General features: G+C 40.1%; 13 protein-coding genes. All 13 read left to right on the top strand.

Features of this window, described 5'->3' with window-relative positions; all coding sequences use genetic code 11:
* Nucleotides 1-27 precede the first annotated feature (27 nt).
* Nucleotides 28-1,206 carry an amidohydrolase family protein gene (locus tag AC1DG9_RS06285; protein WP_172661952.1) on the top strand — a complete coding sequence of 393 codons (1,179 nt, stop codon included), beginning with the start codon at nt 28-30 and terminating at the stop codon, nt 1,204-1,206.
* Nucleotides 1,207-1,241: 35 nt separating this feature from the next.
* Nucleotides 1,242-2,201 carry an NAD(P)H-dependent flavin oxidoreductase gene (locus AC1DG9_RS06280; protein ID WP_288882732.1) on the top strand — a complete coding sequence of 320 codons (960 nt, stop codon included), beginning with the start codon at nt 1,242-1,244 and terminating at the stop codon, nt 2,199-2,201.
* Nucleotides 2,202-2,216: 15 nt separating this feature from the next.
* Nucleotides 2,217-2,495: an acylphosphatase gene (locus tag AC1DG9_RS06275; protein ID WP_172661950.1), complete on the top strand. Its 279-nt coding sequence runs from the start codon at nt 2,217-2,219 to the stop codon at nt 2,493-2,495.
* Nucleotides 2,496-4,019 (top strand): oligosaccharide flippase family protein, encoded by a 1,524-nt coding sequence (locus AC1DG9_RS06270; RefSeq protein WP_477634413.1) that lies wholly within the window; start codon nt 2,496-2,498, stop codon nt 4,017-4,019.
* Nucleotides 4,020-4,021: 2 nt separating this feature from the next.
* A complete protein-coding gene (dut, locus tag AC1DG9_RS06265) occupies nt 4,022-4,453 on the top strand; it encodes a dUTP diphosphatase (protein ID WP_172661948.1) in 432 nt (143 codons plus the stop codon).
* A gap of 6 nt (nt 4,454-4,459) precedes the next feature.
* Entirely contained in the window at nt 4,460-5,833 is a 1,374-nt protein-coding gene (locus AC1DG9_RS06260) for a tetratricopeptide repeat protein (RefSeq protein WP_172661947.1), read from the top strand.
* Entirely contained in the window at nt 5,811-6,593 is a 783-nt protein-coding gene (gene lolB1, locus AC1DG9_RS06255) for a lipoprotein insertase outer membrane protein LolB1 (protein WP_172661946.1), read from the top strand. The genes AC1DG9_RS06260 and lolB1 overlap by 23 nt, the downstream gene beginning before the upstream one ends.
* 20 nt (nt 6,594-6,613) lie before the next feature.
* Nucleotides 6,614-7,888, top strand: a complete 1,275-nt coding sequence (locus AC1DG9_RS06250; RefSeq protein WP_172661945.1) for a murein hydrolase activator EnvC family protein — start codon at nt 6,614-6,616, stop codon at nt 7,886-7,888.
* Nucleotides 7,889-7,946: 58 nt separating this feature from the next.
* Entirely contained in the window at nt 7,947-8,339 is a 393-nt protein-coding gene (locus AC1DG9_RS06245; protein WP_288882727.1) for a Sec-independent protein translocase subunit TatA/TatB, read from the top strand.
* 10 nt (nt 8,340-8,349) lie between these two features.
* On the top strand, nt 8,350-8,553 hold the full coding sequence (locus tag AC1DG9_RS06240; RefSeq protein WP_048903583.1) for a Sec-independent protein translocase subunit TatA/TatB: 204 nt from the start codon (nt 8,350-8,352) through the stop codon (nt 8,551-8,553).
* A 40-nt stretch (nt 8,554-8,593) separates the two neighbouring features.
* Nucleotides 8,594-10,024: an Asp-tRNA(Asn)/Glu-tRNA(Gln) amidotransferase subunit GatA gene (gene gatA / locus AC1DG9_RS06235; RefSeq protein ID WP_172662415.1), complete on the top strand. Its 1,431-nt coding sequence runs from the start codon at nt 8,594-8,596 to the stop codon at nt 10,022-10,024.
* 43 nt (nt 10,025-10,067) lie between these two features.
* Nucleotides 10,068-11,279, top strand: a complete 1,212-nt coding sequence (locus AC1DG9_RS06230) for a lytic transglycosylase domain-containing protein (RefSeq protein WP_172661943.1) — start codon at nt 10,068-10,070, stop codon at nt 11,277-11,279.
* A gap of 139 nt (nt 11,280-11,418) precedes the next feature.
* Nucleotides 11,419-13,122, top strand: a 1,704-nt coding sequence (locus AC1DG9_RS06225; protein WP_477634412.1) for an NADP-dependent malic enzyme, incomplete at its 3' end; no start/stop codon positions are given.

Below are 13,122 nucleotides of genomic sequence, written 5' to 3'. Positions count from 1 at the left end.
TGCGCTTATTATCCGTTCTTTGTAGTTATGATTTCTTATATATCTGCGTCTTACGTATTTCCTGTGGTTAGCCCCCCAATAAAAAATGGGGTGATAGGAGTTGAAATTGATGGTACAATAACCAGTGTTTTAACGCCTGAGGAAGCCGGGAAAGAGAAAATAAAGGACATAACCCATTATGAGGGCTTATTAGTGCCGGGATTTGTGAATACACATTGCCATTTGGAATTGTCGCATCTAAAAGGCCAGATAGAAACACGTACCGGGTTATTGGGTTTTGTCCAAGCCATAATGAAATTGAGGACATCTGATGAAGATGCGCTGGATCTGGCCATGCTGAGAGCGGACAGGGAAATGTTTGAGAATGGAATAGTTGCTGTTGGTGATATTTCGAATCAGATCATTTCAAGGGGAACCAAGCTTGGAAGCCCTATTTATTACCATACTTTCCTGGAAGTTATGGGTTTTAATCCCTTAACGGCAAAAGAATCTATAAATCGTGCACTTGAATTTAAGGAGAAGTTTGATCCCCTTAAGGTCTCAATTGTTCCGCATGCCCCATATTCAGTTTCGGCTGAGTTATTTAAAGAGCTGCGTAGTAATGGTGAAACCAGTAGTGAGCTGCTCAGCATTCATAATCAGGAAACGGAAGATGAAAACCTATTTTTTGAGCGCAAGGAAGGGGGATTTTTGGAATTGTATAAAGTTCTGGGCCTGGATATTGACTTTTATGAAGCCTCTGGTAAAACATCTTTACAAACATTTTTACCACTGTTATCTGGTAAACAGAAAACACTGTTGGTACATAATACTTTTACCTCAAAAGCAGATGTTGAATTTGCAGAAGCATATCATCCTAATTTATATTGGTGCCTTTGCCCGAATGCGAATTTGTATATAGAAAACAGACTCCCGGATGTAGATATCCTGAGGACTGCCGGGGTTAARATTACGCTGGGGACAGATAGTTTAGCCAGTAACAACAGGCTGAGCATATTTGCAGAGATGCAGACCCTGCAAATCAATTTTGGAATTGACTTTGATGATCTTTTAAAATGGGGCACCATTAACGGGGCTGAGTTTTTAGGGGTTGAACAGCGTTACGGTAGTCTGGAGCCGGGAAAAAGGCCGGGCATAAACCTTGTTGATTTTGAAGAGATAAGCGGGATAATAATGCTGGGATCAAGAGTAGAAAGATTGTTTTAAGTTTTATTTAGATAAATGTCTTTTCTTTGCATTTGATGAAGAATAGAATTGCATCTCTTTTTGGTATTCAATATCCAATCATCCAGGCCGGCATGGTTTGGTGTAGTGGATGGAGGTTGGCTTCTGCAGTGTCTAATGCAGGCGGGTTGGGCATTATTGGCGCCGGGTCTATGTATCCTGAGGTGTTGCTGGAGCATATCCAAAAGTGTAAAAAGGCGACGTCAAAGCCATTTGCGGTAAACGTTCCGTTACTTTATCCTAATGTGCAGGAGGTAATGGATATTATCGTTGCTGAACAGGTAAAAGTGGTATTTACATCGGCAGGAAATCCTGCCAGCTGGACGGGGTTTTTAAAAGAAAAGGGAATTACGGTGGCGCATGTTATTGCCAATACAAAATTTGCATTAAAAGCAGAGGCTTGCGGAGTAGATGCCATTGTGGCCGAAGGGTTTGAAGCAGGTGGGCATAATGGAAGAGAAGAAACGACGACAATGTGTTTAGTCCCCATGGTTAAAGCTGTGGTTAAAGTTCCGGTGATTGCTGCCGGGGGGATTGGAAGTGGCAGGGCAATGCTTGCGGCTTTTGCATTGGGTGCCGAAGGGGTGCAAATAGGATCGGCATTTGCTGTTGCCGAGGAGTCTTCAGCTCATCCCAGTTTTAAACATAGGATAGTAGAGGCAATGGAGGGAGATACTAAGCTGACGCTGAAAAAACTGGTCCCTGTACGGTTATTGAAAAATGAATTTGCAGACGCAGTAGCCAAAGCAGAGTCGGAAGGTGCAAGTGTTGAGGCATTGAAGCATCTTCTGGGAAAGGCACGCGCTAAACTGGGTATGTTTGAAGGAAATATGGATGAGGGCGAGTTGGAAATAGGCCAGGTATCGGCCATGCTACAAGATATTAAGCCGGCAGCAGTTATACTACACAGTATTTGGTCAGAATTTTTAGAAGAAAAAAATAGGTTAAGCGCATTAGAATTTAGCGATTACCGTTAAAGGTTTAAAGTTTACATGGAAACGAAACATATAGATATTAAAATAACAGGAAAGGTGCAAGGGGTATCTTTCAGGGCTACCACTAAGGCTGTTGCTGATCAGATGGGCATTAGAGGTATGGTAAGGAATGAAAAAGATGGTTCATTATATCTGGAAGCAGAGGGTGATGATACTTTACTTGAAGTTTTTGTAGAATGGTGCAATGAGGGGCCAGACCGGGCCAAAATTGAAAATGTAGCGGTTACACCCGGTGAGGTGAAAAACTATCAGAATTTTGAAATCATTAAGAAGTAGATGTCGGTATTAAAGAAGTTTGCTGGTGATAYGGCTATTTATGGCCTCAGTACAATCCTTTCCAGGATGATTGCCTTTGCATTAACGCCCATTTACGCGAGAGCATTGCCGGTTGGTGGCAATGGCATTTTTACGGCCATGTATGGATATGCTGCTATTATTAATCCAATACTGGCTTTTGGGATGGAGACTACCTTTTTCAGGTATCTGCAGAAAAAGAATGATAACAGGCAATTGGTTTATAACAATGCTTTTGGGGCAGTGATCGCCATCTCTATTGTATTTTTGTTGTTCTCCTTACTTTTTTTAAACAGCATTATCGATTTTATGCAGACTGGAGATGTTAAAGATCATGCAGATTATGCTTTCTATGTAAAGTGTTTCCTGACGATCCTGATAACGGATGCCTTTTGTGTAATTCCTTTTGCGAAGATTCGTGCCGAAGGTAGGCCGATAAGGTTTGGAACAATAAAGTGTTTGAATATTTTTATCGTTGTGTTCTTTAATGTGTTCTTCCTATTTCTCATTCCGATGATCATTAGCCACAAGCTGCCTGGGGGGGAATGGATGGCAAGTTGGTACAGACCCAAATGGGTAGGTTATGTATTTTTATCGAACGTGATTGCGAGCGTGTGTACCATATTTTTACTATTACCAGAGATTTTGCAGCTCAAGCTGAAGTTTGACCTGGGCATGTTTAGAGAAATGTTTGTATACAGCTGGCCAGTACTGATCGCCAACATTTCCTTTATCATTAACGAAGCACTAGATAAGGCCATGCTTAAGCATATGCTGCCTGCCAGCATCAGTGATCAGGAAGTGGGCATCTACGGTTTATGTGCAAAAATTGCATTATTCCTGAGCATATTTGTACAGGCCTTTAGGTTGGGAGCAGAGCCCTTCTTTTTCAATCATTCAAAAAATAAAAATGCTAAAGAGACCTACGCGCGGATTATGAATTATTTTGTAATTACGGTGGTGATTATAGCAGTGGCACTGGTGGCCAACGTAAATATTCTGGCTACGATAATTGTAGGGCCGGAAACTCGCGTAGTTAACAATCATGTGGTTCAAAACATCTATTGGTCTGGACTGGGAGTAGTCCCCCCATTGGTATTTGGTTACCTTAGTTTGGGTATTTATATGAACTTGTCGGTTTGGTACAAATTGTCTGACCAGACCAAATATGGTTTGTACATATCAGGTATCGGTGCGGTGCTGACTATCGTATTGAACTGGATCTTTATTCCAAAATATAGCTATATGGCATCAGCCTGGATTTCATTTGTCGCTTATGCAGGTATGATGGTAATGTCCTATCTATGGGGACAGCGTAATTATCCCATTCCTTATCAAATAAAAAAGAATTTAGCTTATATTGTTGCCGCCATAGTAATCGTTTTTATCTCATTTAGTGTGTTTAACAGGAACATGTTTATCGGTAATGGGTTGCTGATATTGTTTGCTTTGGCTGCATTTTATGCGGAGAAAAAAGAACTGATGGCGCTATTAAAAAAGAACTAAAAATGAACATAAACATTATAAACAATTCCGGACATCCATTGCCTCAATATGAAACTGAACATGCTGCAGGTATGGATATTCGCGCTTTTATAGAAACTGATATTACGATTAAACCTTTACAACGTATTTTGATTCCAACAGGTTTACATATTGAACTTCCTGTAGGTTATGAAGCGCAGATACGCCCACGTAGTGGCCTCGCTTATAAACATGGAATCAGTATTGTGAATTCGCCGGGTACTATTGACGCAGATTATCGCGGTGAACTGAAAGTGTTGTTGGTTAATCTGTCTGATACAGATTTTGTGGTGAATGATGGTGATAGAATAGCCCAAATGGTTATTGCAAAACATGAAAAGGTAAGCTGGAAATCGGTAGGCGAGTTGAGCGATACAACGCGTGGAGCTGGTGGTTACGGGCATACAGGCAAATAATTTGTTATGAGAAGAGGTAAGTGGTTTTTAATGATATTGCTTACTGGCAGCACATCGGTGTTTGCCCAGGAACCTGTGGTTTCTGCAACGGACAGCATGGCTATAAAAACACTCTTCTTTGCAGGTTTAAAGGAAAAGCTAAATGAAAATTATCCGAAGGCAGCTGAGAACTTTGATAAGTTGTTGAAGATCGATCCTGACAATTCTGCTGCTTATTTTGAGATTGCTACGTTGAATTTCAGACAAAATAAACTGATGGAATCAGAAATGGCCATTAAAAAGGCTACTGCGCTGAGTCCTAATAACATTTGGTTCTGGAAATTATTGGCAGAGCTTTATAAGCGAAAAGGAGATATGGATAATCTGGTTGGCGTTTTTGATAAGTTAATTGCGCTTTCTCCTGATGAAGACTCTTATTATTTTGATAAATCCAATGCTTTGCTTCTAGCGGGTAAAGAAGACGCCGCTTTGAAAGGGTATGATGTACTGGAAAAGAAGTTCGGACCTTCAGATGCTTTAACCGAAGCCAGGCAGCGCGCGAGTATGGGGAAAGATGACGGGCTTGATAAGAAAGAAGTTGAGAAGATCCTAGCTGAAAATGTAAAGGATGTTAAGGGCTTGCTATATACAAGTGGGGTATTGATACAAAAAAACCAGAACGCTGAAGCTTTGGCAGTACTTAAGAAAGCAAAAGAACTGGAACCGGATAATTTTGAGGTGGATCTGGCGATGGCTGACGTTTATAGTGCCTTAAAGAATAATACAGAAGCACAGATATCTCTAAAAAAGGCTTTTGGAAACACTATGATGCCTGTTGACCAAAAAGTTAAAATTGTAGTGATGCTTTTGGGTGGCAAGAAAGATCAGTTAAGGGTGGATGCTGCTGCTGAACTGGCAATGATTGCAACGAAGGTTCATACGGATGATCCTAAAGTTTTTGCTTTATACGGTGATGTACTTTATCAGCAAGGAGATCTGCAGGGCGCATTGACACAGTTCCAATCTGTATTAAAGATGACCGATCAGCTCTATGCAGTATGGGAACAGATGTTGAATATACAGACTTCGCTTGGTTTATATAAGGATGCAATCAAAACTGCTGATGATGCTTTGTCGGTTTATCCGAATCAAGCTATTTTATATTATTACATGGCATTGGCCCTTCAAAATGACAACCAAAATGCATTGGCGTTAACAAATATCAAAACAGCATTGCAACTGGATGCAGAAAATCCGTTATATATAGAGTACTATGGTGATGTTTTATTTCTGAAGGGTGATAAAGATTTGGGATTGGCACAGTGGAAGAAGGCCAAAAGCGCCGGAAGTAATTCAGAGAAGTTAAATAAGAAGATTAATGAGAAGAAATATATTCAATAGCTTGCTGTTTGTTGCTCTTGTTTCGGTGGGAATGGCTTGTAAAACCAAGAAAGCCATTGTTAAGCCGCCAAAGGTAGTGGAAACTCCGGCTGACAACAAGAGATCAGAAACGATAACGGTGCTAAAAGCGAAGGATATTTCTTTTAGTACGCTTTCGCTTAAAGCAAAGGCTAGTCTTGATATCAATGGGAACACAAATAATGTGAACATGAACATCAGGATAGAGAAAAATAAAAAAATCTGGGTAAGTATTACCGCTTTAGGTATCGAAGTGGCAAGGGCATTAATTACTCCGGATAGTATTAAGGTCAGAAATAATTTACAGGGGGTTTATTTAAAGAAGCCTTTTAATTACGTACATACTTATACCAATAAACAGGTTAATTTTGAGCTGTTACAAGCTATTTTCTCTGGAAATACGGTTAAAGATTTCTTTAGAGATGAGACACTGGTAGCACAGGAAAACGGCGTTTGGACCCTTAGTGGCGTAAATGAAGGCCTGGCTTACAGAGTGATTTTTAATACCTTGTTAAAGGTTAATGAAAACAATTTAAATGATATTGCTTCCGGAAGATCTTTGCGGGTTGTTTACGGGGAATATCAGAATATTAATGGCGCTCTTTTTCCCACTAATCTGAAAATTAACTCTATGGCCGGGGATAAAAGAATTAATATCAATTTGGACTTTTCGAAAATTGAAAGCAATCTTGCTCTTGAATTTCCGTTTAATGTTCCAAATAAGTATGAGGTAATAAACTGATTTTTTATACTTTTGATGCAATGAAGCTAAACAAATTACTTTTACTCCTCTTATTTTTACTATCTGCCTCTGTTGTTTTCGGACAAAGTAGTGCAGAGTTGAAAAGAAAAAAAGAAGCCATACAGCGCGAAATTGATTTGTTGCAGAAAAATGCAAATAAAGCAGCAAAGAACAAAAAGCTTACTTTAAGCCAGATCAATGCACTAAATGCCAAAATTGGCTTAATGCAAAGCAAAATCTCTGTGATCAATTCGGAGATGAAAAATCTTGACAATCAGATTCATGAAAACACGAACGTTGTTCATAATTTAAAAGGACAGCTGGGGCAGCTTAAAAAAGAATATGCAAGTATGATCAGGTTTGCGCAAAGGAACAGGAACTCTTATGATAAGATGATGTTCATTTTTGCGGCAAGTGACTTTAATCAGGCATATAAGCGGATTAAGTATTTACAGCAGTTTGGCCAGTACCGTAAAAAACAGGCCGACTATATACAGGGTAAGCAGAAGGATCTTAATTATAAGATCGTGATTTTAGATAGAAACCTTAAGGAGAAGAGCAATCTTTTGCATGAACAGGAGCAGGAGAAAAATAAGCTTGGCAAGAATAAGAGTGAACAATCTCAGGTACTGAATAAGTTTAGCAGGGAAGAGAAGCAGTATAGACAAGACATCGCAACGCGGAAAAAAATATCTGCCCAGCTGGATAGAAATATCCGCGCAGCAATTGCAAGGGAGATAGAGAAAGCAAGAAGAGAGGCAGAAGAGGCGCGTTTGGCCGCTGAAAGAGCTGCCGCCGCCAAGGCAAAAGCAGAAAATAAACCTGCTCCAACTGCCGCTGCGCCAAAAGCAAAAACAAACAGCGGATATCTGACGGCAACACCGGAAGCTGCAAGGCTATCATCACAATTTGAAAGTAACCGTGGCTCACTGCCATGGCCTGTTGCTACCGGTTCAATTACGGAACGTTTTGGAAGACATATGGAAGGGCAGGCATCTTATACCAACGATGGTGTAAATATTGAAACTGCTGAAGGAGCTGCTGTACGTGCGGTATTTAATGGTAAGGTTACTACGGTTATGGAGCAATATGGTAGGTATTTTGTGCTGATTAAACATGGTGAATATTTCACGGTTTACCAGAACCTGAAGTCGGTAAGTGTATCTAAAGACCAGGAAGTGACTACAAAACAAACAATAGGTACTGTGGGTACAACCGAAGGTACACCTCAGCTGCAATTCCAGATCAGAAGAGGGATGGCAGCGCAGAATCCTGAAGCATGGATAGCAAAATAGGATATTGTGGATTATAAATGTTTATATTTGTATTAATTAATTATAAATCAGTAAGAAAATGTATAGAGGGACGTTAATAGAATTCCTGAACATGGGTGGCGGCGAGATTATGCTCATCCTGGCGGTGGTACTTTTGTTATTTGGAGGTAAAAAATTACCAGAACTAGCAAGAGGTTTGGGGAAAGGAATCAGAGATTTTAAAGATGCCTCAGAAGGGGTTAAAAGAGAAATCCATCGTAACATAAATTCCGTAGGTATTGTTGATGATATCGAATCGGTTATTAATGACACCAATGCCAATCGTCATCATCCTTCTGAAACTACTCCGGAGCCACAAGCACAGGTTGTAGAGGAGAGCAGGGGTTCATCGGATTTTGAAAAGCAGGACCTTGTTGCTGCGAATAACGATACAGAGAACACAAAAATAGAAACAGATAAAACTAAACTTTAACTAAAATATCATGTTAAACACAACGATATCAGCCGCGTTAGGTGGCATGGAAATAGCCGTTATTCTTGTAATAGTACTTTTGCTTTTTGGAGGTAGAAAGATCCCGGAACTAATGAAAGGTCTGGGAAAAGGCATTAAAGAATTTAAAGATGGTAAAGACGGAGTTGATGATAATGAACCGGTTGAAAGAAACCGCACCAACAAACCGTTATAGGTTTTAGAACCTAATTTTTAATCTTAATGTATTCTTGAATTTGAAGAAGTATAGCTCCTTAACAGAGATACAAACTCTTATTGGTCAAAAAAAGCTCAGCTTACCTGAGTTGTTAGATTATTATTTTAAGCAAATAGAAGCTCATCAACACCTCAATGCATTCAATGAGGTGTTTTTTTATTCGGCTTCTGAGCAGGCGAAGCTTGTACAGAAAAAAATCGATAATGGAACTGCGGGTAAGCTTGCGGGGATGGTAATTGGTATAAAAGATAATATATCTTATAAAGACCATATGGTTACTGCTTCTTCCAGGATGCTTGAAGGTTTTGTATCTCCCTACTCTGCTACCGTTGTGGAAAGACTGATCAGTGAAGATGCTGTTATTATTGGCAGGTTAAATTGTGATGAATTTGCTATGGGCGGGTCTAATGAAACCTCTTATTATGGTCCGGTAAGTAATGCTGCAGATACTGAAAGGGTTTCGGGAGGATCATCAGGAGGATCGGCAGTTGCAGTTCAGGCAGATTTGTGCCTGTCGGCCTTAGGCACTGATACCGGAGGCTCTGTTAGACAGCCAGCTGCTTTTTGCGGATGTATTGGTTTTAAGCCAACTTACGGCCGTATATCGAGATATGGTGTAATTGCTTATGCTTCATCATTTGATCAGGTAGGTACCATTACATCTTCAGTTAGTGATGCGGCAGTATTGTTAGAGGTTTTGGCCGGAGCTGACGATTATGATAGCACCGTTTCTAAAAAAGAAGTACCTGCTTATGCTGCAGCCTTGGGCAATGGGACAAAAAAGAAAATTGCAGTGATCAGGGAAACCCTGGAAAGCGAAGCACTGGATCCTGCAATTAAGGATTCGATATTGAAAGCCATTGAGCGATTTAAAGCTCAGGGGCATACGGTAGATTATGTGTCGTTCGATTTGCTGGACTATCTGGTGCCGGCCTATTATGTGCTTACTACGGCGGAGGCTTCATCTAATTTATCCCGGTATGATGGCGTGCATTATGGTCACCGTAACCTGGAAGCCGGGAGTTTAAATGAACTCTATAAAAAATCAAGAGCAGAGGGTTTTGGGGAAGAGGTGAAAAGAAGGATATTGTTGGGAACCTTTGTTTTAAGTGCCGGATATTATGATGCATATTATCAAAAAGCACAGCAGGTAAGAAGGTTGATCAGGGAGAAAATGGAAGAGATGCTTAAGGAGTTTGATGTGATTTTAACTCCTGTAACGCCAACACCAGCTTTTAAAATTGGTGATAATATAGATGACCCATTGGTGATGTACATGGCAGATATATTTACTGTATTGGCCTCTTTAACCGGGATTCCGGCGGTAGCAATACCTTTGGGCAATAATGATGATGGTTTGCCGTTAAGTATTCAATTGATGACCAAACATTTTAGGGAGGAAGAACTACTTTCCTTGTCCCAAACATTTTTAAATGATAGTTTAAACTAAGGAGGTTTTTTTAGAAAAGCCTTGGAAGCAGAATGAAATGCCTATGAAAATAAAAGTACACTTCGTATCCTATTGCATTTTAGCATTAATTAGCTTTTCAGCATCAGCCCAACAACATGGCTTAATTTTGAATGACACAGCTTCAGTACCTGAGGTTGATGAAACGCCCCTGTTTAATAACTATAATTACAACTACAAGAACAGATTAGATTCTATTGAGAAGACTGTTCCGCTTACTTACAATGAATACGTACAGAAGTACATAGACATCTATAGCGGAAGGAAGGAAATGATGGGCAGAATGCTGGGCATGTCTGACTACTATTTTCCGATTTTTGAAAGAGCACTTAAAAGCCTTAACATCCCGGAGGAGATCAAATACCTGCCGATCATAGAATCATCTATGAACCCACATGCAGTTTCACGAGTTGGTGCTACCGGATTATGGCAATTTATGTTTGGTACTGCCAGAGAGTATGGCTTAAATATGGATAATTTTGTTGACGACCGAAAGGATCCTATACAGGCAAGTTATGCTGCGGCAGCCTATTTCAGAGATGCCTATGAAGAGTTGGGGGACTGGCTTCTGGCAATTGCCGCTTATAATTGTGGAATGGGAAATGTGAAGCGGGCCATGCAGAAAGCCAACTCCACTGATTTCTGGGAGCTTAGAAGATTTTTGCCAACCGAAACAAGAAATTATGTGCCTGCGTTTATTGCTGCTGTGTATGTAATGAAGTGTTCAGATAAACACCATATTAGTTCACAGCGACCATCTTATATCAAGATTACAGATACTATTCAGGTTAATCGTTTTATTTCTATCCCTACTTTAGCTAGCGCTTTGAATATGGATGAAGAGGAGCTTTGCACGTTAAATCCTTCTTACAAGAAGAAGATCGTTAACGGAACAGAATCGATGCCGAAGCGTGTGATTGTTCCAAAAGTGAGCCTGGCTAACTTTGCCAGAATCTACGAGGTGCTGAACCCTGAGACAGAAACCAACATGAAAGTGGTACTGGCTTCAAATGAAGAGCGTCGACCGGTAAGGAATGCGAAATCAACACCGGTCTTTTTCTATCATAAAGTTAAACCCGGACAAAATTTGGGAGAGATTGCCAATAAATATCATGTTGAAGTTCAGGATCTTAAAGTCTGGAATAAATTAAGAAGTTTAACGATTGTTCCGGGACAGAAAATAAAAGTGTATAGTGCACATACCGATGATGACACCCCCCGTCGACTGAAAAGCTAGCGTTCAGTTTGTTTATTTTCCTGTTCATTTTGTTCATAATTGCATTTAAACACGCGAAATCCGTAATTTAATTGCCTTTTTTTTATTTTAAGCCCTAATAAAAGAATTGTAACTTTGACCCTTTACAATTGACAATTTTATGACTAAAATAAACAGGAAGCAGGATGCTTTAGATTACCATTCGCAAGGGCGCCCTGGGAAAATTCAGGTTATCCCAACAAAACCAACAAACTCTCAAAGAGACCTGGCGCTTGCCTATTCACCTGGGGTTGCAGAGCCATGTTTAAAGATTGCTGAAAATACTGAAGACGTTTATAAATATACAGCTAAGGGGAATTTAGTGGCTGTGATTAGTAATGGTACTGCTGTATTGGGCTTAGGTAATATTGGACCGGAAGCAGGAAAACCTGTAATGGAAGGAAAGGGTCTCCTTTTTAAAATATTTGCTGATATTGATGTTTTTGATCTGGAACTGGACACCACTAATGTGGATGATTTTGTGAAGATCGTAAAAGCCCTTGAGCCTACTTTTGGTGGCATAAATTTAGAAGATATTAAGGCACCTGAGTGCTTCGAAATAGAGCGTCGTTTAAAGGAAGAAATGAAGATTCCGGTTATGCACGATGATCAGCATGGAACTGCTATTATTTCGGCGGCGGCATTGCTAAATGCATGCGAGCTGCAAAAAAAGAAAATGGATAAGGTTAAGATAGTAGTGAATGGGGCAGGTGCTGCTGCCATTTCCTGCTCACGCTTATATGTTTCTTTAGGTGCTAAAAAAGAGAATATTGTGATGTGTGACCGCTCTGGTGTGATCCGTGATACACGTGAGAACCTTGATGCAATCAAAGCTGAATTTGCAACTTCCAGAAATTTAGATACACTGGCGGAGGCAATGAAGGATAGTGATGTGTTCATTGGCTTATCATCTGCTAATTGTGTAACAGAAGATATGCTGAAATCAATGTCAAAAAATCCTATCGTGTTTGCTATGGCAAATCCAGACCCGGAAATTGCTTATGAGCTGGCACTCAATTCCCGTAAGGATATCATTATGGCTACCGGCCGTTCTGACTATCCTAACCAGGTGAACAATGTTTTGGGATTCCCATATATTTTTAGAGGCGCGCTTGACGTGAGGGCTACTGCTATTAACGAGCCCATGAAGATCGCTGCAGTAAGAGCAATTGCCGAGCTGGCTAAAAAACCAGTACCTGAGGCGGTTAATATGGCTTACAATGAAACCAACATTAAGTTCGGTAAAGATTATATTATTCCAAAACCAATGGATCTTCGTTTAATGACGAATGTATCTACTGCAGTTGCTAAAGCAGCAATTGACTCGGGTGTGGCGCGTAAGGTGATCACCGATTGGGAGGCTTATACTGAGGAATTGAAACATCGATTGGGTGGTGATGATGCAATTATGCGTGCAATTACAAATAAGGCTAAATCTGATCCTAAGCGCGTTGTATTTGCTGAAGCTGACAACTATAAAATATTAAAAGCTGCCCAAATTGTAAAAGATGAGAATATAGCTATTCCGATTCTGCTTGGAAACAAGGAAATCATTAAGAAAATAATTGAGGAAAATGCACTGGAATTAGAGGGCGTTACCATAATTGACCCTTTTGAAGAGCAGCAGCGCATGAGCAAGTATGCGAACTCATTATATGAGAAGAGACAAAGAAGAGGGGTGACTTTAATTGAGGCTACCAAATTTCTGCGTGACCGGAATTATTTTGGTGCTTCTATGGTTGAGTTTGGAGAAGCTGATGCAATGATTTCTGGTTTGACTAAGAATTATGTGTCGACAATTAAGCCAGCTTTGCAGGTTATTGGT

The organism is Pedobacter sp. 05L430, from assembly GCF_056397585.1.
Note: the sequence above shows the minus strand (reverse complement) of the source record. Positions and strands in the feature narration are given on the sequence as shown.